The 24,024-nt window shown below is 52.7% G+C and carries 22 protein-coding genes and 1 other RNA gene; 18 read left to right on the top strand and 5 right to left on the bottom strand.

What is annotated here, in order from left to right:
* Positions 1-11: 11 nt before the first annotated feature.
* Both D7Z26_RS08440 and D7Z26_RS08445 read right to left on the bottom strand, forming a co-directional pair.
* On the bottom strand, positions 12-2,078 hold the full coding sequence (locus D7Z26_RS08440; protein WP_120975796.1) for a glycosyltransferase family 2 protein: 2,067 nt from the start codon (positions 2,076-2,078) through the stop codon (positions 12-14).
* Positions 2,075-3,100 carry a sugar phosphate nucleotidyltransferase gene (locus D7Z26_RS08445; protein WP_158602248.1) on the bottom strand — a complete coding sequence of 342 codons (1,026 nt, stop codon included), beginning with the start codon at positions 3,098-3,100 and terminating at the stop codon, positions 2,075-2,077. Before D7Z26_RS08445 ends, D7Z26_RS08440 begins: the two co-directional genes overlap by 4 nt.
* A gap of 487 nt (positions 3,101-3,587) precedes the next feature.
* On the opposite strand from D7Z26_RS08445, the gene D7Z26_RS08450 reads away from it, so the two are divergent.
* The 7 genes from D7Z26_RS08450 (at position 3,588) to rnpB (ending at position 10,486) form a co-directional block, all read left to right on the top strand.
* On the top strand, positions 3,588-4,058 hold the full coding sequence (locus D7Z26_RS08450; RefSeq protein ID WP_120976532.1) for a YaiI/YqxD family protein: 471 nt from the start codon (positions 3,588-3,590) through the stop codon (positions 4,056-4,058).
* 85 nt (positions 4,059-4,143) lie between these two features.
* Positions 4,144-5,970, top strand: a complete 1,827-nt coding sequence (gene dnaG / locus D7Z26_RS08455) for a DNA primase (protein ID WP_199731681.1) — start codon at positions 4,144-4,146, stop codon at positions 5,968-5,970.
* Positions 5,971-6,003: 33 nt separating this feature from the next.
* Complete coding sequence (gene rpoD, locus D7Z26_RS08460; RefSeq protein ID WP_120975802.1) at positions 6,004-7,146, top strand: RNA polymerase sigma factor RpoD; 1,143 nt, start codon at positions 6,004-6,006, stop codon at positions 7,144-7,146.
* Positions 7,147-7,237: 91 nt separating this feature from the next.
* Positions 7,238-8,071: a hypothetical protein gene (locus D7Z26_RS08465; protein WP_120975804.1), complete on the top strand. Its 834-nt coding sequence runs from the start codon at positions 7,238-7,240 to the stop codon at positions 8,069-8,071.
* 20 nt (positions 8,072-8,091) lie between these two features.
* Positions 8,092-8,892, top strand: a complete 801-nt coding sequence (locus tag D7Z26_RS08470) for a tRNA (adenine(22)-N(1))-methyltransferase (protein ID WP_233566726.1) — start codon at positions 8,092-8,094, stop codon at positions 8,890-8,892.
* On the top strand, positions 8,859-9,974 hold the full coding sequence (locus D7Z26_RS08475) for a Nif3-like dinuclear metal center hexameric protein (RefSeq protein WP_120975808.1): 1,116 nt from the start codon (positions 8,859-8,861) through the stop codon (positions 9,972-9,974). The genes D7Z26_RS08470 and D7Z26_RS08475 overlap by 34 nt, the downstream gene beginning before the upstream one ends.
* A 101-nt stretch (positions 9,975-10,075) precedes the next feature.
* Positions 10,076-10,486: RNase P RNA component class A (rnpB, locus tag D7Z26_RS08480), an RNA gene on the top strand.
* A 67-nt stretch (positions 10,487-10,553) separates the two neighbouring features.
* On the opposite strand, the gene D7Z26_RS08485 is transcribed toward rnpB, so the two are convergent.
* Positions 10,554-12,500 (bottom strand): S8 family peptidase, encoded by a 1,947-nt coding sequence (locus D7Z26_RS08485; RefSeq protein WP_233566727.1) that lies wholly within the window; start codon positions 12,498-12,500, stop codon positions 10,554-10,556.
* 228 nt (positions 12,501-12,728) lie between these two features.
* Here D7Z26_RS08485 and D7Z26_RS08490 point away from each other — a divergent pair, with 228 nt between their 5' ends.
* The 5 genes from D7Z26_RS08490 to thiI all read left to right on the top strand — a co-directional run bounded on the left by D7Z26_RS08490 (position 12,729) and on the right by thiI (position 16,838).
* Positions 12,729-13,229 (top strand): YpuI family protein, encoded by a 501-nt coding sequence (locus tag D7Z26_RS08490; protein ID WP_120975810.1) that lies wholly within the window; start codon positions 12,729-12,731, stop codon positions 13,227-13,229.
* An 86-nt stretch (positions 13,230-13,315) separates the two neighbouring features.
* On the top strand, positions 13,316-13,522 hold the full coding sequence (locus D7Z26_RS08495; RefSeq protein WP_120975812.1) for a DUF1540 domain-containing protein: 207 nt from the start codon (positions 13,316-13,318) through the stop codon (positions 13,520-13,522).
* A 120-nt stretch (positions 13,523-13,642) separates the two neighbouring features.
* The gene (locus D7Z26_RS08500) at positions 13,643-14,332 is read left to right on the top strand and encodes a lytic transglycosylase domain-containing protein (protein WP_233566729.1); all 690 of its coding nucleotides are present in this window, start codon (positions 13,643-13,645) and stop codon (positions 14,330-14,332) included.
* A gap of 116 nt (positions 14,333-14,448) precedes the next feature.
* Complete coding sequence (locus tag D7Z26_RS08505; protein ID WP_120975814.1) at positions 14,449-15,621, top strand: cysteine desulfurase family protein; 1,173 nt, start codon at positions 14,449-14,451, stop codon at positions 15,619-15,621.
* Positions 15,618-16,838, top strand: coding sequence for a tRNA uracil 4-sulfurtransferase ThiI (thiI, locus tag D7Z26_RS08510; RefSeq protein WP_120975816.1), 1,221 nt, complete (start codon positions 15,618-15,620; stop codon positions 16,836-16,838). The genes D7Z26_RS08505 and thiI overlap by 4 nt, the downstream gene beginning before the upstream one ends.
* 38 nt (positions 16,839-16,876) lie before the next feature.
* On the opposite strand, the gene D7Z26_RS08515 is transcribed toward thiI, so the two are convergent.
* Entirely contained in the window at positions 16,877-17,626 is a 750-nt protein-coding gene (locus D7Z26_RS08515; protein WP_120975818.1) for a TerC family protein, read from the bottom strand.
* A gap of 143 nt (positions 17,627-17,769) precedes the next feature.
* Between D7Z26_RS08515 and D7Z26_RS08520 the strand changes: the two genes are divergently transcribed.
* The 6 genes from D7Z26_RS08520 to D7Z26_RS08545 all read left to right on the top strand — a co-directional run bounded on the left by D7Z26_RS08520 (position 17,770) and on the right by D7Z26_RS08545 (position 23,011).
* Positions 17,770-18,447, top strand: coding sequence for a TerC family protein (locus D7Z26_RS08520; RefSeq protein WP_120975820.1), 678 nt, complete (start codon positions 17,770-17,772; stop codon positions 18,445-18,447).
* A gap of 138 nt (positions 18,448-18,585) precedes the next feature.
* Positions 18,586-19,068, top strand: coding sequence for a hypothetical protein (locus D7Z26_RS08525; RefSeq protein WP_120975822.1), 483 nt, complete (start codon positions 18,586-18,588; stop codon positions 19,066-19,068).
* A gap of 217 nt (positions 19,069-19,285) precedes the next feature.
* Complete coding sequence (gene typA / locus D7Z26_RS08530) at positions 19,286-21,127, top strand: translational GTPase TypA (RefSeq protein WP_120975824.1); 1,842 nt, start codon at positions 19,286-19,288, stop codon at positions 21,125-21,127.
* Between the two features lie 80 nt (positions 21,128-21,207).
* Complete coding sequence (locus D7Z26_RS08535; protein WP_120975826.1) at positions 21,208-21,522, top strand: YlaH-like family protein; 315 nt, start codon at positions 21,208-21,210, stop codon at positions 21,520-21,522.
* A 50-nt stretch (positions 21,523-21,572) separates the two neighbouring features.
* Positions 21,573-21,887: a hypothetical protein gene (locus D7Z26_RS08540; protein ID WP_199731682.1), complete on the top strand. Its 315-nt coding sequence runs from the start codon at positions 21,573-21,575 to the stop codon at positions 21,885-21,887.
* Positions 21,884-23,011 (top strand): LCP family protein, encoded by a 1,128-nt coding sequence (locus D7Z26_RS08545; protein WP_120975828.1) that lies wholly within the window; start codon positions 21,884-21,886, stop codon positions 23,009-23,011. The genes D7Z26_RS08540 and D7Z26_RS08545 overlap by 4 nt, the downstream gene beginning before the upstream one ends.
* A gap of 237 nt (positions 23,012-23,248) precedes the next feature.
* On the opposite strand, the gene D7Z26_RS08550 is transcribed toward D7Z26_RS08545, so the two are convergent.
* The gene (locus D7Z26_RS08550; RefSeq protein ID WP_233566734.1) at positions 23,249-23,809 is read right to left on the bottom strand and encodes a YhcN/YlaJ family sporulation lipoprotein; all 561 of its coding nucleotides are present in this window, start codon (positions 23,807-23,809) and stop codon (positions 23,249-23,251) included.
* Positions 23,810-24,024: the final 215 nt, after the last annotated feature.

Here is a 24,024-nt window from a genome sequence, read left to right on the forward strand (position 1 = left end):
ATAAAAATTCCTCACGCGGATTCGGATTCCGCGTGGTCCAAGCCATGGATCGTTTTCTCCCAATAGAAGGGTTTCGTAATGAGTTGCCACGCGGCTTTGTAAGAAGCGATGCTCATCATGACCCAATACAGCGGGAGCAACAGCGTGTACCGAACCAAGCTATAGGGAATGAGGTCCTGTCCTTTGTTCTCCGTATCGCTGACGATCCAATAAACTCCGACGATGCTGCTGAAAATAAAGAAGAAATTGCCCAGCATGAATTCGATTGCGGCCATATAGTAGATCGGTCCGGGAAACAGCTGCATGATGAAATCGGGCTTCCAGCCGTACCACAGGACGATAAGCAGCCAGAACAACGGGTTAAGCAAAGGAATGGCGGGCGATGCCAGCAGCATGACCTGAAAGCCGACGAATCCTTTGAAGCCAAGCTCTTTGTATAATTTTATCGGGTTTCTCATGTGCACGAGCCAAGTTTGCATATAACCTTTGATCCAGCGCGAACGTTGACGGATCCAATTGCCGAAGCGGCTATTGGCTTCTTCCCATGTGCGGGAGTCTACGATCGCGGTCGAATAACCTTCTTTGTACAGACGAACGCCGAGATCCGCATCTTCCGTGACGTTGTAGGGGTCCCATGCGTTCAGCTTTTTAAGGACGTCGGTCTTGAAATGGTTGGACGTTCCGCCTAGCGGAACCGGAATTCCGAGCTTCATGATGCCGGGCAGCAGCAGTTCGAACCACATGCTGTATTCTTGTGTAAACCACTTCGTCAACAAGTTCTGCCTGCTATTAAAATAGTTCAGTTTAGCTTGCACGCACGCCGTCGTTGCGGGACTGTCCCGAAACGTTAAGATGACCTTTTTCAATTGATCCGGATCGGGACGGTCTTCGGCGTCATAGATCACGACGTATTCCCCTCTGGCCCGGATCAAGCCGTAATTACAAGCTTTGGGTTTCGTCTTAGGCAAGCTATCGGGCACGATCAAGGTCGTATAGTAAGACGGAAGATCCATGTCATGGAGCATTCGTTGGGCATCCGTATCGTCCTCTTCGATCAGCAAGCGGATGTCCAGCTTCGCTTTCGGGTAATCCAGTTTGTCCAAGTTGCGTATCAGAGAAGGAATAACTTCGCTTTCCTTGTACATCGGAACGAGTATCGTATATAACGGCAGCTCCCGCTCGTCGAGCCGTCCCACGAGTTCATCGGAGAAACGGGATTGAACGTTCGTCCTTGAGCCGTACATGACGATAAGAAACTTTAACGCCGTCATAAGAAAATAAAAGACCTGAACGATCACGCTTACGATAATTACGGTAGTCATGAAATTCAGCGCCAAGCCGACGACGAAGAGCGCGAATGCGACGATGAACGAAATCAGTTGCGGTTTCGTAAAAGTTACGCTCGCCGAGTTATGGGGTTGCTCTTTGGCGAGCTTGTCTATGCTTTCTCCGATCATTTCGGTTTCATAGACGAGAGACCAAAGTTTCTCCATTTCGTCGCGCGTGGCAAGCACTTGTTCAATCGGTTTGCCAAGCTCGGATACGAGTTTCTTAGACATTTCGTCGGATAACGGCTCGGAGACCGCTACCGTAAATCGGTTATAATGCCCGTAAATCACGACCGCTTCGCACTCGCGGGCAAGTTGCTCGGAAATCTTGATCGAAAAATCGAAATTCCAATGGCTTCCGATACGTCCTATGCGAAATTGATTGGCAATTGCGCGATACAAGGCTTCGGCCTCCATGAAGCGCAAAGAGAGCAGGATGTCGCCGAGCTTACCGCCGCTCTTGGCTTGGAAAGCGAGTGCTTGATGCAACTGATCGGGCGTAAGATGTCCTTCTCGGACGAGAAGGTCGCCCAACCGCTCCTTTTCGGGCAGATCTTGCGTAACGAGAGCAAGGCTGTCCCGAGAAAGAAAGCCCAATTCGATCAAGATATCGCCTAGCCGGCCGCCGAACCTTCTTTGGTATCTTAGGGCTTCCTCCAACTGCTGCTCCGTAATCGCGTTCCGACGAAGAAGAACATCGCCGAGACGGCTGATCACAGTGACATCGATTTCATTGGCGTTCGTACTCATAGCTCCGACTCTCCTTGCTCGGAGGAATCGGGGGAGAGGCGTTCGACTAGAGGTTTAATCGTGTGCGTGGCGTTCTTATCGCTGATCAGAATACCGTCGGGCCCTGCGGCGATGATCGCATTGCTAATTCCCGTGACAATGATAGGAATGCTTAGCTGGTTGATGACATAGGTGTCGAGGCAGTTGTCATCCTGTATGACATTATTTCCGTTATCCGGCTCGAACGCGTTCACCATATCGCTCCATGTGCCCAAATCCGTCCATTTCCCCTCGTACGCGACGCATAAGATGTTCTTTTCAGGCTCGACGACCATGTAATCGAAGCTGATCCTTGGAAAGGCATCGTAGCGGTCGTATAGTTCTTCATAGCTCCAAGGCAAGTTATGGTCGAGGACGATCTGACGCATTTCATTCAGCTTGAAGGCGAATACGCCTCCGTTCCACAACGCATTGCGTTGCATGAAAGCTAGCGCGGACTGCCTGTCCGGCTTCTCGTGGAAGCCTCCGACATAATAATAGGAAGCTTCCGGCGCGGGAAGCGGGATTACGTATCCGAACTTCTCCGACGGATGGGTAGGCTTGACGCCGATTAGGCCGATGCGTGCTTTATCCGCGGCGATCAGCCTATCCAAGTCGGTCAAAAGGTCGTAAAACGAAGGCTCGGTGTAGGCGTCCACGGGCAACACGATAACCGTTTCGTCCGGATTAGCTCCGACATGATGAGCTAAATAAGACGCGGCAAGCGAAATCGCGGGGAAAGTATCTCTCTGTGCGGGCTCGAGAATAAGAGAGGCCTTCGGACCGAGCTGATCTTCCAGAACGGCTTGATGATGGCGATTCGCTACGACGAATATATTGTCCGGACCGAACTTGCGAGCGAGAATGCCCCAGGTGCGCTGTAACATGGATACGGAGCCGCCGGAAGGGTTCCGGATAATTTTCATGAAAGGCTTCGGCAGGATTTCGCTCGACAGAGGCCATAGCCGCTTGCCGGCTCCGCCGGATAGTAAAAGGATTTTCAAAGCAATGCCTCCTACTTGCGAATAGATGATAGAGAAATCGTCGATGATGGTGAGTAGAAGCTGTTGCAAACAAAAGGATGTAGTATTATTATCGCAGGTAATAAGAACTAATTATATGAATAAATACAGGAAAAACGACCTACACCTCTTTTGCAGATAACGTGTTTTGCGATTATGTGAGCATTTTATGAACGATTTACCCGAATTATTGGTGTTATAATCGGATATGGTGTATTCTGTTGAAAATCGAAAATGTCGAAATTTGTTGGTTTTTAGGAGATTTGAACTCCTTGTAACCTATGAACGCGCTATTTCGTATAAGAGAGAAAGGGAAATTGGGGGGATTTTCCTGTATCCGGACACAGGACGAGTTTCAAATGGGAAGTAATGGGGAACATAAAAATTGATGAAGGAAATGCAGGATTTTGAATCCGTCTAGCGTATATAATATAACGGCAAACTTTGGGTGAATCGTGCGGTGATGTCGATGATTGTCCCACGCAATCGGGTCGTGGTGGACGGCGATGCCTGTCCGGTTAAGGCGGAAATCGCCAGAACGGTAAGAAGTTGCGGGGCTACGGCTTTGCTTGTATCCAGTCACGCGCACGTGTTGGTACCGGAACCATCCGTGGATGTCGTGACCGTTGACGCCAGCGATCAAGCGGCGGATCTCTATATCGCCAACGTGCTTAAGGGAAGCGATATTCTGGTCACAGGGGATTACGGGTTGGCGGCGTTGGGGCTTGCTCGCGGAGCGGCCGTATTGACACCGAGGGGCAAGATGATTGGGGAGTCGGATATCGAAGAATTGCTTGAACAACGTCATTTCTCCGCCCGAATGCGACGCGGAGGCATGCGGACGAAAGGTCCGCGGGCGTTCACCAAGGAGGATCGCGATCGGTTTCAACAAAAACTGACAAGACTTCTGGGCGGGTTGCAGGAGAATCCCGACCTTTAGCGAATTGTATTACGTGCAAGAAATCGGCCCTGTCAGCGAAATGTCGCCCAAGGCCGAGCGCACTGGGAAGATAAGGTGGTAGATCTTGAGTTACGGAATGATACCCCAATCGGTTATCGATGAAGTGTTGCAGCGCCATGACATTGCGGAAACGGTAGGCAAATACGTTCATCTCACCAAGAACGGTAAATACTTGAAGGGATTATGCCCCTTTCATTCCGAGAAATCGCCTTCCTTTACGGTAACGCCGGAGAAGCAAATTTTCCATTGCTACGGCTGCGGCAAAGGAGGCAACGTCATTAAGTTCGTCATGGAGATGGAAGGAGAATCTTTCCCCGAGGCGGTCAAAGCGCTAGCCGAAGATGCTGGCATTCCCATTACGTGGACGACCGTTAATCCGGAGGAGCCTTCCGCTTTTCAGAAGGAGAAAAAAGTTCTTCACGAAGCCCATGAATACAGCTCGAAATTGTATCATTATCTTCTCTTGAACACGGAAGCGGCCAAGACGGCCAAAGAGTATTTGACGGGACGCGGATTCAACGATGCATTAATCGAGGAGTTCGGGCTTGGATACGCGCCGGCAAGATGGGACACATTGACCTTAGCGTTGGAACGCAAAGGATACTCCCCCGAAGAGATGGAAGCCGGCGGTTTGCTGTCGAGAAGACAAGAAACCGGAGGTTACGTCGACCGGTTCCGGGATCGGATCATGTTTCCGATTCATGACGCGAGCGGTAACATCATCGCGTTCGCGGGAAGGCTATTGTCCGACGGTCAACCCAAATACTTGAATTCTCCCGAAACTCCGTTGTTCAACAAGAGCAAGACGCTTTATCGGCTGCACGAAGCGCGATCGGCCATACGCCGCGCGAGACAAGTCGTCTTGTTCGAAGGTTACGTCGACGTCATCAAAGCATGGTCCGCCGGCGTTCATAACGGCGTCGCTACGATGGGTACGGCATTAACGGGAGAGCATGCGGCGCTTCTGAAGCGATTCGCCGACGAAGTGATCTTATGTTACGACGGCGATAACGCCGGACAAGCAGCCGCGCACAAAAGCATACCCCTGCTGGAAGAAGCCGGATTCCGCGTCCGGGTAAGCGTTCTTCCGAACCGGATGGATCCGGACGAGTACATCTCGGCCCACGGATCGGAGCCTTTCGTTCGGGAATTTATCGAGGGAGCGGTTTCCGCGGTCAAATTTCAGCTTATATATTTAAGGAAATCCCATATACTCCTAGAAGAAGATGGAAGGATTAGGTATTTGCGCGATGCCGTCCGCATCGTGGCAAGACGGGATTCTCCAACGGAACGGGAGTTGCTGCTCAAAGAGCTTGCACAGGAATTCGGAGTGTCGCTCGATACGCTCAAGCAGGAGAGCTTGGAGTATAGGCAGCAAGAGAAATTGGGAAACGCAGGGGATATTCCTGCGGGATCGTGGAATAATGTATGGAATGAAAAGAGATCCGCACCTAAGAATCCGCCGCTCGGCGCCGCGCACGTAAACGCGGAACGTCAATTGCTCTCTTGGATGATGCAGGACAAGGAAACGGCGCTGCTCGTGGAGCAAAGGCTCGGCGATCGTTTTCACGTTGAGGATCACGCAGCTTTGGCTGCTTATTTATATGCTTTTTACGCCCGTAATAATGATCCTGATGTCGGCAGGTTCGTCGCGGTTCTGCAGGACGACCGTCTGGAACGAACGGCCAGTTCCATCGCATTAATAGATATCCCGTTTGGCGAACGGGAACTGGAAGATTGCATTCGCACGATCGGTCGCGCTTCAATCGCGCGGGAAGTCGAACGATTGACCGAAGAATTGAATCGCGCTCAACGAGCAGGCGATTTCGCACGCGCAACACAAATGGGTATAGAGATTATCGCCCTGGAAAAGCAGCGCAAGCAATATTGACGCGCGAGCTATTCAGGGAGGAGGGAGTCGGTAATGGCTAACGATCAACACACCGGACTTGAAACGGAATCGACGCTTGAACAGGTCAAAGCTCAGCTCATAGAACAAGGTAAGAAAAAATCTACCTTGACCTATAAAGACATCATGGAGAAGCTGTCTCCATTCGATCAAGATCCCGAGCAAATCGACGAGTTTTTCGAACAATTGGCCGATATCGGCATCGAAGTGTCCAACGATCACGACGAGTTGGGCCGCGAACGGCACGGACACGGCAACGGGGAAGAGGAAGAACGCGACGAATTCAATTTCGACGACGATCTCTCGCTTCCGCCGGGCATTAAGATCAACGACCCCGTGCGGATGTACTTGAAGGAAATCGGCAGGGTGCCGTTGCTCGGCGCGGACGATGAAGTCGAACTCGCGAAGAAGATCGAGATCGGCGGACCGGACGGCGAAGAAGCCAAAAAAAGGCTGGCGGAAGCCAACCTTCGTCTGGTCGTAAGTATCGCCAAGCGTTATGTAGGCCGCGGAATGCTGTTCTTGGACTTGATTCAGGAGGGCAATATGGGACTCTTGAAAGCCGTCGAGAAATTCGACCACGACAAAGGCTTCAAGTTCAGTACTTATGCGACTTGGTGGATTCGCCAAGCCATCACGCGCGCGATCGCGGACCAAGCTCGGACGATTCGGATTCCCGTGCATATGGTGGAGACGATCAACAAGCTTATTCGCGTCTCGCGTCAGTTATTGCAGGAGTTGGGAAGAGAGCCTACACCGGAGGAAATTGCGGAGCAGATGGAATTGAGCGTGGATAAAGTCCGCGAAATCATGAAAATCGCGCAAGAGCCGGTATCGTTGGAAACGCCGATCGGAGAAGAAGACGACTCCCACTTGGGCGACTTCATCGAAGATCAAGAAGCATTAGCTCCGGCCGACGCGGCCGCGTACGAACTATTGAAGGAACAATTGGAAGACGTGTTGGATACGCTGACCGAACGCGAAGAGAATGTATTGCGCCTGCGCTTCGGACTGGACGATGGTCGTACCCGTACGTTGGAAGAGGTCGGCAAGGTGTTCGGCGTTACGCGCGAGCGTATCCGCCAGATCGAAGCGAAAGCTCTTCGTAAGCTTCGTCATCCAAGCCGGAGCAAACGTTTGAAAGATTTTCTAGAATAAATAAAAACATTAGGATTCGTACGATACAGAGACCTTTGCCGTCATGGTTGAAGGTCTTTTTGTTCAAATTGCGTTAAGGAGGCCCTTCGGCATGGCGGCTCTGGATGAAGCGAAGCGCGATCTAATAGTCAAAGAAATTGAATCCTGGCGCCGGAACAAGCTACTGCCGGAGCGATATTGCGACTTCTTGCAAAACATTTATTTGGAAGATCTGAATGAGCGTCCGCTAAGTCCGATAGGTACCGCCGTGAAGAAAATCGGGCAAGCTTCGGGCAAAAACTGGTTTCTTGCATTTGGAAGTTTTGCCTTGATTTGTTTTGTTGTACTTTATTTTAGCGTGTTTCCCGTGCTATTGCAAATAGGGCTGACGGCCGTCGTTACGGCGGCTTTTACCTTAGTAGGAGCGCGTTACAAGGAAAAAGATCCGGTGCGCGGACGCTTGGCTATAGGTGCCGGTATGGCTTTTCTAGCGGGCGTCGGCTTCGGAATCGTCAAGATCAACGGATGGACGAACGACTCCGGAACGTTATGGCTCGCAGGCATATGCGCGGCGATCTGGATCTGCTGCGGCATTATCCTTCGTTCCTCGTTCGTGCACGGCATCGGGTGGTTGTCGGCAATCGTGCTCTATTCATTGTTGCTGGCGGAGCATGCTCCGCATCCCACGCTGCTTGAGGTGCAAGTGTTCTGGATTCCAGCCGCCCTGCTATTCACTTGGTTAAGCTGGTATTTGCACGTTCGATTCAAATCGGCAGGGGCCGCGTTGTTCGCGACGGGTCTCGTGCTATGGTTCATGCCCGAAGTGTATTCGGCACTGTACGGTATTCACGCGAATTGGATTCAGCTCGAAATCTTGATTAAAATCGTAGTGGCAGGCGTCGGAATGTTCCGACTAAGAAAACAATGGATGGAATGGGTTGCTTAAGGATGAAGGATGAGAAAACAATGAACGATAACGGAGCAGGGCTGAAGCTGTCCCGCCGACTGTCGGCGCTCGCCGAGTGGGTTCCGCAAGGAGCCCGTTTCGCCGATATCGGGACGGATCACGCGCTGCTTCCGGTTTATCTGGCTCAGCAAAACCGGATTAGTTACGCGGTAGCCGGAGATGTCCACGAAGGACCGGTGGATGCGGCCAAAAAGCAAGTCGCGGAGGCGGGCTTGGCCGATATCGTCTCCGTAAGAATGGGGGACGGGCTTGCCGTATTATCTCCCGGCGAAGTCGATACGGTTACGATCGCGGGTATGGGCGGGAGTCTAATGGCGAGAATTCTCGATCAAGCGGGCAATCGTTTAGATGGCGTGACAACGTTAGTGCTATCGCCGCACGTCGCCGAAGACGCCGTTAGGCGATGGCTTGTAAGCCATCATTACGTGCTGGATCGCGAGATGCTGCTGGAAGAAGACGGCGTCATCTACACCTTAATGCGCGCCGTGCTCGTTCACGATCAATCGGAAGCGCGTTCCTCGAACGAAAGTCTATACGATCAGAACCTGCTCGCGCCTGCTCTCGAACGGATTTCGTCCGTGCTTATGCATGAAATGGGACCGCTTCTGCTAAGAAATCCCTCGGAAGCCTTCCATCGCAAGTGGGAACAGGAAATATTGAAACGGGAAAGAGTCATTTTACAGCTAAGCCATGCGACGGCCCCAGAAGCCGCCGAGAAAGCCCGCGAATGGGAAGAAGACGTTCGCGAGATCCGGGAGGTGCTGTCATGTTTGCCCGCGGCGAAACCATCGTCCAATTAATGGAGCGTCTCGCTCCGAAGCATTACGCCGTCCCGGACGACAAAATCGGATTGCAGGTCGGTTCCGTCGCGAAGGAAGTCCATAAAGTGCTCGTGTCGCTGGACGTAACGCCGGCGGTCGTCGAGGAAGCCGCACAATTAGGCGCCGAGCTCATCATCGCCCATCATGCGGTCATTTACAGGCCGCTAGCCCATTTGCGCACGGACACGCCTGCCGGAGCGCTAGCCGCCAGCTTGTTGCGCAAAGATATCGCGGTTTATATTTCCCATACGAATCTCGATACGGCGGAAGGCGGCATTAACGACCTAATGGCGGAAGCGCTTGAGCTTAAAGGGCGGGACGTGCTGGAGGAAGTCCATACGGATCGCTTGTTCAAGCTAGTCGTGTTCGTACCGGAAACCCATCACGAGAAAGTACGGTCGGCGGTGTTCGCCGCGGGCGCCGGATGGATCGGCAATTACAGCGACTGCAGCTTCAATATTGAAGGAACGGGGACGTTTTTGCCGCGCGAAGGCAGCAAACCGTTCATCGGAAAGCAAGGCAAGTTAACCGAAACGAAGGAAATCCGCTTGGAAACGATCGTCCCTTCAAGCGTCCGGAAGAAAGTGATCTCCGCAATGCTTAAGGCTCATCCGTACGAAGAGGTTGCTTACGATCTGTACGCGATGGACTTGAAAGGACGATCGTTCGGTCTGGGGAGGGTCGGCACGTTGCCTGCGCCGGAGAGCCTGGATCAATTCGCTGAGCGCGTGAAGACGGCTTTCGGAGTCCCGTTCGTGCGCATGGTCGGCGACGGCGCGAAACCGATTCGGAAAGTCGCGGTATTGGGCGGAGCGGGTGCTAAATACGTTCGCCATGCTTTATTCGCCGGCGCGGACGTTCTAGTAACCGGAGATATCGATTTCCATACGGCGCAAGACGCTCTGGCCGCGGGATTGTCGATTATCGACCCCGGCCATCATGCGGAGAAAATCATGAAGCCGAACGTCGCGAAGTGGTTGGCGGAGCAGTTGAAGTCCAAAGGGTACGAGACGGAAGTATTCGCCTCGACGATCGATACGGAACCTTTTAAACTGAGGTAGTTGCAAGTTTGTGATCACTTTACGACGAATTTGGATTCATCGCCATGCATTTCCGTTTGCCAGCGAAGGAGATTCGCGTTATACTAGTCGTTGCTAACCGGAAAGCTTGACAGACAATCGCTGGTGGCTTCGCGCCACGAGAGGAAAGTCCGGGCTCCGCAGGGCAGGATGCTGGATAACGTCCAGTCAGCGCGAGCTGAAGGATCAGGGCCACAGAAATGGACCGCCGATGGCTGCTTAGGCAGATCAGGCAAGGATGGAACCGTGGTGTAAGAGACCACGAGGAGCACTGGCGACTTTGCTCCTGGTAAACCCCATTTGGAGCAAGACCGAGGAGAACGCGGGCGGCAACGCCAGCCCTTGCCCGGGGTGCGTTCGGGTTGGTCGCTTGAGCCGTATAGCAATGTGCGGCCTAGAAAGATGATTGTCGCTTCAACAAGTGGGAGGGTTGCCACGCGCTGCCCGTTATTACCACGTGAAGTACAGAACCCGGCTTACGGCAAGCTTTCCGGTTATAACTAACGAAAATGAAAAAGCCATCCCGAGAGGGATGGCTTTTTTGCGAGCATATCGTAGATTTTATCTAACCTTCTCCTTCAATGCCTCAAGCTGACGCCGTACTTGCTGAGGGTAGAGCTGCAGGGAAACATTCGTGCTGCTCGCACTCCGCAAGGCGGCGCGCACGTCGATCTGTCCGTTGCCGTAATCGACGTCTTTGCCCTTTTTGCCCAAGTCTTTGGCCGTGCGGTTCAGCAGGTCCATGACTTCGGCGTTCGTGAGATTAGGATTAGCCGATCGAACCAAGGATGCTAACGCGGCAACGTGTGGCGATGCCATCGAAGTTCCGGATAAGGAGGCATACCGGCTTCCGGGATACGTGCTCGGGATGGAAGTGCCGGGCGCGGCGACATCGATATAGTCTCCAAAGTTGGAATATTCAGCCCGCGACTCGTCGGGATCGGTGGCGGAGACGGCAATGACTTCGGGATAAGCGGCGGGATAACCCGGGCGATCGGTATTGTCGTTGCCGCTTGCCGCGACAAGGATAACGCCGTGATCGTAGGCGTATTTCAGTGCATCATGCAAGAAATCCGCTTGCGCATAGTTGCCCAAGCTCATATTGATGACATGCGCGCCGTGATCCGTCGCCCATATAATGCCCTCGGCAACCGAATAGGTAGATCCGGCTCCGGTACTGTCAAGCACCTTCACCGGCATGATTTTCGTGTACCAGGTCATGCCGGCGACGCCTTCGTTATTGTTCACCTCCGCGGCGATAATGCCCGCGACGTGCGTACCGTGCCCGACATCGTCATCGGGCGGTTTGGAAGGGTCGACGATGTTCGTGCCGCCGACGAGCCTGCCCTTCAAGTCCGGATGATCCGCTTGGACCCCCGTATCCACTACGGCCACGATAATATCCTTGCTTCCTTTCGATAAATTCCATCCGTTTTCCGTGGCGATTTCGGGTAAATTCCATTGATACTCGGAATAGAGCGTATCGTTGGGAATGATGGGTTTCTCGTCGGATGCATCGAATGCCGTATCGGCTGTCGCTCCGCTCTTTTCCGGACGAATCCCCGAGCTGCCATTTCGCTGTAATTCATTGGTTAAATAGAGGTAGTGCGGCTCGACGAATTCCGGGTTCCAATTATCGGCGAAATACTTTTTCAGCTCTTCCGTCTTTAGCTTTTTGGAACGGAACACATACGTTTGGCGGGTATGCCTCACGACCGATAATTCGAGATGCTTGCGAAGCTGCAGCAACTGACGATCCTTCAACGGCTGCCGGAACTTGACGACGATCTCATCCACCGCATAGTGACTGGCGTTGCCGTTATCTTCTCCGGTTCGAACGGTTGTCTCGTTATTCGATCCCGGCGTTACGGATTCGATCCTGTATCTTCCTTCGGGAGGATAAGGAACGAGACGAAGGTTACGTCGTTGATGGCGCTCTACCGCCTGGATGACGTCGGAAGATACCAGAGCGACGACGGATTGCTTGCCCCCGTTAGTCTCTTCATGCTGAGATAGCACGTAGTAGCTTTTGCCGCCATAGTCGAATATCGGAGACGAGTAGCCAGCAAAACCGCTGTCGTCTTTTTTATTCGATGGCTTCGATCGTGCTAATGCCAAGTGCGATTCGGCGGCCTTCAACAATCCGGGCTTGACCGCCGATGCAGTCAATTGCCGCTTCTTGCCGTTATTGGCCCATTCCGCATAATGGATCTCGGGATGAGTGCGCATGAGCGTTCGCAAAGTCCGGTCCGAATCAGGCTTTGCTTTACCTCGAAGAAAGTTGCGAACGTCTCGGTTCACCTGAGCCCGGGACAGTAGCTCGGTTGCTTGCATATCTTGCTGAACGAGCTTGTGCTTGAACCTGGCTTCGGTCTGCGGATGAGGCGGCGGTTCCGCGACCCGCGAGGGAGAAGGCCGGGAATGCTTCGTGACCGAGGGGACGAGAGGAATCGCGAACAGCAGAACGGCGAGCGTAAACAACATGCCTAACAGCGTATTCCGACGCAAAACGCACCACTCCTTTGACATCCCCTTTCGGCAGGGAGTACATGTTATTAGAATGAAAGGGAGGCGCGAAAAATATACGGAGGCCTTTTTATCCTTGCCAGTACCGTTCCACCAAGTTTTATGATACGATAATGAAGGTTTCGCGACATAAAAGCGGGACTATTTAGCTTTACACCCACCAACTTACCCGAGGAATTTCTTTGTGCAAAATGGAAAGGGGAACAATCCATGCCAGCCACCAATATTAAGGCGTTAGCCGAATCTAGCCGAGATAAACTAAAAGCGGCGATCGATCCAATCGAACAATTTCTGAACCATCACTCCCTCGAACAGCTCGTTCAGTCCGACGATGCGGATAGCGAATGCTTTTACAGCGGGCTATTGTCCGATCTGCGGCATTTGCTCGTGTTCTCGGAGGTGGCTTACGAGAAGCTGGGCGCCGTGCTTAGACGCCCGAACTTAGATAACGATCTGGCTGAGCGTGCGCTATACGACGTATACCATCACGGCGTTAATTCCTTTTTCTATCCGAAAAACGAATGCTACTCGGAAGACGGGCGCTACGCATACACGGGACAAGACGCGATCCGTTTCCGCGTCAAACCGGTACGTACCGCAAGAGACATCATCTTGAGCATTTCCCGCATATACGAAGAACTTCGCGACGACTTGTCTTACTACGAAAGCGATTATTTAACGCATCGTCGCATGCAAAGCCAATCCAAATAACAAAACCATTTATGCCTGCAACCCCCACCCCTCTGTCCGTATACCTCCTTGCGCGAGGTACACAATAGGACAGGGGGGTGATTTGAATGCCGAACGGAGTCGCATGCAGCGTCAGCAATTGTTCGTTCTGGGGGGAAGGCAATCGTTGCGGAGCGAAAGAAATCGCCATTGAAGTGGATTCGCATGCCAATCATCGTTGGAACGAAGAGTTCGCCGAGGAGTTTCATTCGCATCGGGACACAGCGCCTACCTCATCCGTTACTTGTTGTCTGACGTTCCAACCGAAAGATTGACCTAGACGGAAAATGGGACTTATGGACGAGTTCGCGCGTTTGAGGTCGGGACTAGCCGCTTTGTCGGTTTTTGTTGTACAATAAAGACAACAACAATTTGACATACGGGAGCTAACCGAAGTGAACGTAACGACGGATCCACGCCTATTGAAGCAAATGCTTCTCACGCAATGGTCGACGGAATTGAATCCGCTCAATAGCCGATCTTCGACCAATAAGACGGACGAATCGTCCGGACTTTTCGAAATGCTGTTAAGTCAGTTGTCGTTCGATTCTTCTTCGCAATTATCGACCGGCCAGCTTATTTCGGATACGAATGCGTTAAACCCGTTATTTTCTTTGAATTCGTCATCGGTTTCCTGGAGAGGAGATTTAAGCGACGATAGCGGTTCGTCCTCGGCATACGATGATTTAATATCCGCCGCGGGCTCCAAATACGGAGTAAATCCCGCGCTGATCAAAGGCGTCATACAATCGGAGTCATCCTTCAATCGGGATGCGGTTTCTTCCGCCGGCGCCAAAGGACTCATGCAATTGATGGACGATACCGCCCAAGGGCTAGGCGTTAGGGATTCCTTCGATCCGGCGCAAAATATCGACGGCGGAACTAGACTCCTGTCCTACTTGCTTCGCAAGTACGACGGAAACGTGTCTACGGCGTTAGCCGCTTATAATGCGGGTCCCGGTCGCGTCGATCGCTTAGGAATCGCGAACGATCAACAGCTAGCCGAGCAGATGGATAAATTGCCTTCGGAGACGCAAAACTATGTTCGCAAGGTACTGAACGCATCCGCAAGGTGGAGCGGCTAACCGCAATCGGACATCAGCCTAATCTCAACGAGCAACGGGATCAAGACGGGAGGCCTCAGGCCGGTACCCGTCTTTTCTTATGAACGATTATAGAATGGGAAGAATGGGGAACCGGAATGAAAAATTATTATTATGACCATTGCGCCTCGACCCCGATGTGGCCGACAGTCGTCGAGACGATGACCGAGCTCATGAAGCTGCATTACGCCAATGCGTCCGCCCTACATAGGTCAGGCGCGGAAGCCATGAAGCTAGTCGACAGAGCGCGCTCGAGCGTAGCGGAACGAATGGGGGCGAAGCCCAATGAGGTCATCTTTACTTCGGGCGGCACGGAAAGCAACAATCTGGCGATCAAAGGGCTCATTAATCAAGCGGCCCGAACCGCGAAGCATATGATCGTCTCGGCGGTCGAGCACGCATCCGTAACCGAATGCGCGAAGCAACTCGAAGCTGCCGGAGTACGGTTGACGATTTTACCGGTAGATCGGCTAGGCAGGGTTAATCCGAAGGACCTCGTCTCGGCTATAGACAAGGATACGGTGCTCGTCAGCGTCATGCACGTGAACAACGAGACGGGTACCATTCAGCCGATCCGCGAGATCGGTCAAGCGATCGCGGCTTTTCCCCACGTCAAATTCCATGTCGACGGAATTCAGGCGATCGGAAGAGTGCCCTTCGACTGGGCGAACGATGGAGTGCACCTTTATTCGGGTTCCGCCCACAAATTCGGCGGCCCCAAAGGGATGGGATTCCTTCTCGTTAAGGAGGGCATAGATTTGACTCCGCTTCTTAACGGCGGCTCCCAGGAATCGGGCGTTCGTTCGGGTACGCATAACGTACCGGGTATCGTCGCGATGTCGCAAGCCTTAAGGCTCGCATCGGAGAGCATGGATTCGCGACGCGAGAAGATGTATTTGCTGAGACGCCAATTGCTCAGCATCGTAAGCGAAATTCCCGAGCTCGTCGTTAACGGAGCGAATGGCGAAGGGGAAAGGGAGATTACGGCGCCGCACGTCCTGAATATAAGCTATCCGGGGATGAGGCCGGAAGTCATCATTCATATGTTGGAAAAGCACAGTATCCTCGTTTCGAGCCAATCCGCCTGCTCGTCCAAAAGCCTGCGTCCCAGCAAAGTGCTTTTGGCCATGGGCTTCGATGCCGACCGGGCGTCCGGAAGCATCCGGATCAGCTTCGGTGACGAGCATACGGAGGAAGACGTCGCCGTTCTCGGAGAGCGCCTGAGAACGGTCGTGGCGAAGCTTAAGCCGCTGGAAAGGAACGACAAATGAAATACGACCTTATATTGGTTCGGTTCGGCGAAATTACGATCAAGGGCCGCAACCGCAATCGCTTCGAGACGATGCTGCTTACGCAAATACAAATGGCACTAAAGGCAATGCCTGCCTTAGAATACGTGCGCGGATACGCGAGAGTCTATATTCATTTGAACGGAGAGAGCTACGAGAAAGTGTCCGAGCGGTTAAAGGACATCTTCGGCATCATGACGTTCAGTCCGGTCATCAGCACCAAACATGACTTGGAGGCGATTCGCGAATGCGCGCTCGGCTTGATGCAAAGCATCGCTCCGGCTCCCGCAACCTTCAAAGTATCGGTCAAGCGCGGTTGGAAGCAATATCCCCACGATTCTTTGGAGATGAACCACCTGGTAGGCGCGCATGTGCTGCGCAATTCGCCGGGACTTAAAGTGGACGTGAGAAACCCGGAAGTCGAGTTAAAGGTCGATATCCAGCATTTGAGCGCGTATGTCTACTGCGAGGTTATTAAAGGAGCAGGCGGCTTCCCGCTCGGCATGAACGGCAAGGCGATGCTTCTCCTGTCCGGAGGGATCGACAGTCCCGTTGCCGGCTGGATGTCCATGCGCAAAGGACTCAAAGTCGAGGCGGTTCATTTCCACAGTTATCCTTTCACGAGCGAGCAAGCGAAGGAGAAGGTCATTACGCTGGCAAAGCGGCTTGCTTATTACGGCGGTAAAATCAAGCTGCATCTCGTGCCGTTCACCGAAATTCAAACTAAGCTAGCCCAGGCCGGTCAAGACAGCTTGATTATTACATTGATGCGCCGGAGCATGCTGAAGATTACCGAGCGTCTGGCGGAGGAGAACGGGGCGCTTGCCATCGTGACGGGCGATAGCCTCGGGCAGGTAGCGAGTCAAACGCTGGGTAGCATGAACGTTATCGGGCGATCGGCCGCCCTTCCATTGCTGCGACCGCTCGTTATGATGGACAAGCAAGATATTATTACGATCGCGGAACAAATAGACACCTTCTCGACGTCGATTCTGCCGTTCGAGGATTGCTGTACGCTATTCGTGCCGAAGTCTCCGGCCATTAACCCGAACCTGAAGCTTGTAGAAAAAGTGGAAGCCCATTTGGGCGAAGAGTTCGAGCGGCTAATCGATGAGGCCGTAGCAGGTACGGAAGTGTTGGTGTTGAAGGAAGACGGCCAAGAAACGACGGAAGCGCAAAAGGAAGACGCGTGGTTCTGATGATCCGTAGAAGGTCAAAAGCAAAGCCGAGAAACGCATTAATGCGTTTCCCGGCTTTTTTTCGTTGCGAGTTTCGGCGAAGTCGTTTGCTTTTGCGTTTGGATGCGGCGCGCGCGAATTGCGTTCGTCCAGACGCCTGCAACGATGACGAGAACGACCAGGGTCGCTATGAAAGTCCACGCGAGAACCGGGTTGCCGTCAAAGTAGCCGTCGAATTCCTCGGCGTGCGTAATCATCTTAGCGGCCGTATAGGCCAGTACGCCGGAGCCTAAATAGATGATGACCGGAAATTTCCCGATGACTTTAATGAACAGCGTGCTGCCCCAGACGACGATCGGGATGCTTATGAGCAGACCGAGCACGACAAGAAAATAATCTCCGTGAGCCGCGCCGGCGACCGCGATGACGTTATCGAGCCCCATGGCCGCGTCCGCGATAATGATCGTCCTGACCGCCGCCCATAACGTAGAACCCGGTTTGACTTCGTCATGCGCATCGCCCTGCACGAGCAATTTGTAAGCGATCCATAGAAGCAAGATGCCGCCGATCGCAAGCAAGAATGGAATTTTCAGCAAGGAGACGACGAGCATCGTCGCCACGACCCGAATAACGACGGCCCCTGCCGTTCCCCAGAGAACGGCGCTTTTTTGCATTTCCTTCGGTAAATTCCTTGCCGCCAGACCGATGACGATGGCATTGTCCCCGGCAAGCAACAGGTCGATGAAAACAATCGTCAGCAAGATCGACCAGAAATCCAAGCCCAACAAATCCCATCCGAATATTTCCATAATGAATCCCCCTATGATCTTACTTTCTGTTTGACCCGATGCTAAGCGATAATACGTCCGAATTTAACATTCGATTCAAAAAAATTGCTTTTACATATCCGTCGGCGCTTGTACATAAAACTGGTATGAGGGGGTGTCCGCATATGGGAATAATGGAAACATTGCTCGTTTTTCTCGAAATCGTCATGATCAATCTATTGTTAAGCGGAGATAACGCGATCGTCATCGCGATGGCGGGGAGAAGACTGCAGGCCGACCAGCGAAGAAGGGCGGTCTGGTGGGGAGCCGTCGCAGCCATCGTGTTGCGCTGCGTGCTGACTCTTGGCGCCATTCAGTTGCTCCACATTCCGTATATACAAACGGTGGGAGCGATATTGCTATTCGTTATCGCTATGCAACTGCTCTTGGACAACAAGGAGAAAACGTCGCATGCCAAAGCGGCGGCGACGTTGGCCGGGGCGATCTGGACGATCGTCGTAGCCGATTTCGTCATGAGTCTCGATAACGTTCTGGCCGTGGCGGCGGTAGCGAACGGGGATACGATCATGCTCGTTATCGGAATCGTCATGAGTATTCCGATCATTATTTGGGGAAGTTCGTTCATCATGAAAGTGCTGGACCGATTTCCGGGCTTGCTATACCTTGGCGGAGGCCTGTTGGGTTATACGGCTACCGAGATGCTGCTTGGAGACCCTGGCATTAAAAAGTACAGCGAGATGCTAACCCCCGATTACGAGCGGCTGATTCCTTTTTTTGCGGTTGCGGCTCTTCTCGTTCTTGCGCTGTTGTTTAGAAGCAGAAGCCGGATGAAAGGTTCGTGATTTCGACTCGGCTTTAGCAAAATTTTGCTTCCATGAACTAGTTTTTTCAGCGGACTTCCAGTAAACTAAAGAAAAAGATGTCACGTTCCGTATCGGGACGGCGGCGTTCAGAGATTGGAATGAACTGGGGGAACCATCGTGAACAGACAATCCGCAACAGTCGGGATTGGGGTCGCGGCTGTTGGATTGATCATTTTATTGGGCAAATTAGGTGTTTTTGCTTTTATCGGCGCCGTGTTCTGGCCATTGTTTATCCTTATTCCCGGCGTATTGCTTCATGTTCTTTATTTCGGTCGCATGGTGCCTTCCGTCGCGCTTATTCCCGCGGGAAGCTTAACCGTAGTCTCCGTTCTGCTGCTCATCGGCAACTGGTTCGGATGGGGCTTGATGAAGTATTTATGGCCACTGTTTCCTTTCGCGATCGCTGTCGGCTTGTACGAATATTACGTGTTCGGCAATGACCGTTCGAAGCAGGTATGGACGGCCGCGGTGGGGCTTGCCGCAATATCGATCGTTTTGTTCGGAATTACTTTATTATGGACATGGGGCATTTACTTGCTCGCCGCCGCGTTGATCGGATTCGGCGCATGGCTAATGCTTCGACGCCCGCGTAGTTGGTAAATAGCGAGCAATTCACAAATTTGTTGCTTTTCGTATTGCGTAGCGTATAATATAAGGGATGAGGACCAGCCACATTTTGTGTCGCTGAGTCAGTCGTACCGGTGATATTCATTAACGTCGGCCTCGAGTCGGCGTTTTGTTTTGTGGATTTAGAGAACCCTAATCATATGCGGTTATCGCCGTTTTAGGGGATCAGAGATAAACGAGGAGTGGAAATATGTTTCCAAGAGACAAAATTCGCAACATCGCAATCATTGCCCACGTTGACCATGGGAAAACAACGCTAGTCGATCAACTGCTTCGCCAATCGGGTACGTTCCGCGAGAACGAACAATTGCAAGACCGCGCGATGGATTCCAACGATCTAGAGCGGGAGCGCGGGATAACGATTCTTGCCAAGAACACCGCCGTTCAATACAAGGATCACTTGATCAACATCGTCGATACTCCCGGACATGCCGATTTCGGCGGAGAAGTCGAGCGGATCATGAAGATGGTCGACGGCGTTCTGCTTGTCGTTGACGCTTTCGAAGGCTGTATGCCGCAAACCAAATTCGTATTGCGCAAAGCGTTGCAACAAGGATTGACCCCCGTCGTCGTTCTGAACAAAATCGACCGCCCGGCGGCGCGTCCTACGGAAGTTATCGACGAAGTGCTCGAGCTGTTCATCGAATTGGAAGCTTCCGACGATCAATTGGAATTCCCGGTCGTATATGCTTCCGGATTGAACGGTATCGCGGGCAATACGCCTGATGATCTGCAATCGACGATGGAGCCATTGTACGAGATGATTCTCGATCAAGTTCCTTCTCCGAAAGAAAATCCGGACGAACCTTTGCAATTCCTTGTCACCTTGCTGGACTATAACGAATACATGGGACGCATCGCGATCGGCCGCGTAAACCGCGGACGCATCAGCCAGGGCCAATCCGTTGCCGTTATTAACCGCGAGGGCCAAGTCAAGCAGGCACGCATCGAGAAGCTGTTCGGCTTCCAAGGGTTGAAACGGGTCGAAGTCGAAGAAGCGGCTGCCGGCGACATCGTCGCGATCGCGGGTCTGAAAGAAATCAACATCGGGGAAACGATCGCGGATCCCGCCAATCCGGAAGCTTTGCCGGTACTGGCCATTGACGAACCGACATTGCAAATGACGTTCCTCGTAAACAATAGCCCGTTCGTCGGACGCGAAGGCAAATGGGTAACTTCCCGTAAGCTGCGCGAGCGCCTCTTCAAAGAAATCGAGACGGACGTAAGCTTGCGCGTAGACGAAACCGACAGCCCCGATGCTTTCGTAGTCAGCGGACGCGGCGAGCTGCATCTCGGTATTCTGATCGAGAACATGCGCCGCGAAGGCTTCGAGATTCAAGTTTCCAAACCCGAAGTTATTCTCAAAATGGTTGACGGCGTGAAGAGCGAGCCGATCGAGCGTCTTCTGATCGACGTGCCCGAGGAAAGCATGGGCGCGGTCATGGAAAGCCTTGGAACGCGTAAAGCGGAAATGGTGAACATGATCAATAACGGTACGGGCCAAGTTCGCTTGGAATTCTTGATTCCGGCACGCGGATTGATCGGATACCGTACGAACTTCCTTACGCTTACTCGCGGATACGGCGTTATGAACCACGCGTTCGACAGCTACGGCCCGTTAATCGGCGGCCAAGTCGGCGGACGTCACCAAGGCGTTCTGATCGCGAGCGAAACAGGAAAAACGACGATGTATGGTATGATGTCCGTAGAAGATCGCGGAATTTTGTTCCTCGAGCCGGGCATGGACGTATACGAAGGCATGATCGTCGGCGAGCATACCCGCGATACCGACATCATCGTTAACATCTGTAAAGAAAAAGCGTTGAACAATATTCGGACAGCGAACAAAGAAGAGACGGTAAAGCTGAAATCGCCTCGCCTCATGTCGCTCGAAGAAGCGCTCGAATATTTGAACGACGACGAGCTGTGCGAAATTACGCCTAAGAGCATTCGTCTTCGCAAAAAGGTTTTGAACAAAAGCGAGCGCGACAGATACGAAAAACAGCGCCGCGTAGCCGAAGCCGGAGTATAATCGCGAACGTTACAAAGGATGACGATCAATGGGCGGCCTAGCCGGGCCGCTCATTATCGCATCGTAAGGGAGGGTTCCGCATGCAGCAGTGGTTTCACGATCACCAAATCATTTCCTATCTGCTCATTGTCGCCTGTACGCTTTATATTTTTAATACCGTCTTCCGGACGGGGAAGCTCCCGCTACTTAAGGAAATACTCGTGCACGTCGTGCTTGCTCTCGGCTGCTTGATCCTGCTCCTGCTTCAGTTGGATAAGCTTCCGATCATCCAATGCATGGCCGTTGCCGTCGCCATGATGGGGCTACTTAGAATGCGCCAGCTCTACGATAAACGCAAAGCCTATCGCGAGAAGAAAACTAGCGGTCTGCCCGCGAAACCGGCGGATCCGCAATAATATAACCCGTATTCGCGCACAACAGCTTTCCTTGGAGAGGGGAGACGGCCGTGTCTTTAATGGATGCGTTGTTCTATTGGTTGCAGATGAAGTGGATTCTATCCGCTCGTCCCGATGATGAAGCGGCGAAGGAAACGCTTCTCTTTTTTGCGCAGATTTTGTCGGATGATCATGAATTGGCGTCGTACGATGTCAGTTCGACGGACGCGGGCAAAGTTCACGTGACCTATACGAAGACGGACGGATCGTCGAGAACGGTGTGGTTCGATCGCGAAGCGGTAGAGCAGTTAAACCGGGATATGTTCGGGCAACCGAACGATACGGACGAGGATTACGACACAGAGGACGAGGAGGAATCGGTTTGAGCCAGGATACACCTTTGCGATCGCGTTCGGGCAATCGCCTTCCGCCATCGCCCAAAGCATCCAAGCCGCCGGGCAAGAAATTGCGTTGGGGAAGGCTGATACTCATCGTCGTTGCCGTGATCATCCTAGCATTGGCGAGTTATGCCGTATATCTCTATTACGGGTCTTGGAAGCCTAACTTGACCAAGATCGCCAAGCAGGACGACGGGCAAGGCACCGTCGAGGTCAAGAAAGGCGAGCGGGCGCAGGAAAAACCGATCGCGCTCGTGCTTCTCGGATTGGATACCCGCACGGAGACGGGAAGCATGAATACCGACGTGATGATGGTGGCTGCGTTTAATCCCAAAACCAAAACGGCGACCGTCGTGTCCATTCCCCGCGATAGCGATTTGAAGCTGGACGGCTACAAGGAACGCAAAGTAAACGGCTATTATGCGGCTTTTTATTCTCAAGGCCGCAAGGATACCGCCTTGGAGGGCGATAAGGCGACGGAATATGCCCGCGGATACGCAAGGGACGAGACGCGTCAAATGCTTTCCAAGTTCACGGGTATTTCTATCGACTACACGGCAGTCATCGATTTCCACGGGTTCGTGGACGTGGTGGACGCGCTTGGCGGAGTAAAGGTTACGGTCGATAAAGACATGCGTTACGTCGACTCGGTCGACGATACGAATATCGATCTTAAGAAGGGCGAACAAGAGCTTAACGGCGAACAAGCTCTCGGCTTCGTCCGTTATCGGAAATCCAACCGCGGAACGGCGGCATCGAGCGACTTCGAGCGGAACGAAAGGCAGAACCAAGTGCTAGGGGCCATAACGGACCGAATGAAATCGTTCAGCAGCGTGACCAAGGTCGACAGTCTCCTTGACGCATTGGGGAACAATATGAGAACGGATATCCCGAGCGCGCAGATCGAAAATATTATCAAGACGTATTTGGGCATTAATCGTTCGGATATTCGCTTTATCCCGCTTACGGGAACATGGAAGAGTCCTTACGTTTATTTGGACGAGGACAAACTCGCGGTAGCCAAAAAGGCGTTAGCGGAAGAGATGAATCCGGATGGACGCCCTGTTGCGGTACCGACGAGCTCGCCGTCCGCTTCTGCCGATTCGAAGTAGGCGCAAACCGAAAATACGCATAGGCTAGAAGCGTTGGAAACGTTCCGTTCCTATGCTATAATGAACGTAGCACTACCACTTCTTAAGGGGGGCTGCGGATGAAAGGAACGAATTTCTCTTTTGCCGAGGCTCCGAACGTAATGAACCACACTTGCGACCATAAAGAGGCAATCGGCCTGGGCAACCGGGACGATGTCGCCATGAACGAAGCCCAGTGAATTTTCACTGGGCTTTTTGTCACTTTTGGAGCTTGTTTAATGTGCGCGTACCCGTGTTTTCAGCTTTTTTCGGCGGCACGATATTGCGCGGAATTTGGGGGATAAGCCGTCCGACGATATCGGAGAGCTCTTCCGCGAAACCGGAAATCGGATGCCCGCTCTTCACGTCGGCCCGAATCTCCCGAACTCTCTGGGCCATGTCTATATCCGCCGTCACGATCGCGTCGATGCCGTAAGGATCTTTGCGGAAAGCCTCCGCGACGGAATATTTGATCGTTCCGACTTGCGAGCGTTCCATTTTCTCGTCGACGTCGATTCCTACGATCGCATATTTGCCGAATACGACGCAGTTCGCGCCTTTGACGCCTTTGATTCCGCGAGCAAGCGACTCGAGGTGGGCGGCGACTTGCTTCGGATTGCCAAGAGCTTTGTTAGCCTTCGTCCCGGCTGATTTCGCGGTTATGCGATAATCCGTGGGGGCAGGCGATGCCGTATTTTTACCACAGCCTACGGTGCCTAATGTCTGCGCGAACAACATCAAAGCAGCGGCGCCGTAAGCGATCATTCTATAATGCTTCATTTCGTTTCACCACCCTAATCTGGAGGGATGCCCGCAATCGCCGAAACAAGAGTTCGTCCTAACCGGATCGTAACCGAATCGGCAACCGCAGGAAAAAGCGTTCGGTAAAGCTATTGTTCCCAGTCGTTCGATCGCTATGTAAGCCTCATTATGGAGAAAAGCTGCAGCCCTTGCGAAAGAGTAGCCCAAAATCGCCGAACCGGGAGGGAACGCCC

Source organism: Cohnella endophytica, from assembly GCF_003628305.1.
GTDB classification, from domain to species: domain Bacteria; phylum Bacillota; class Bacilli; order Paenibacillales; family Paenibacillaceae; genus Cohnella; species Cohnella endophytica.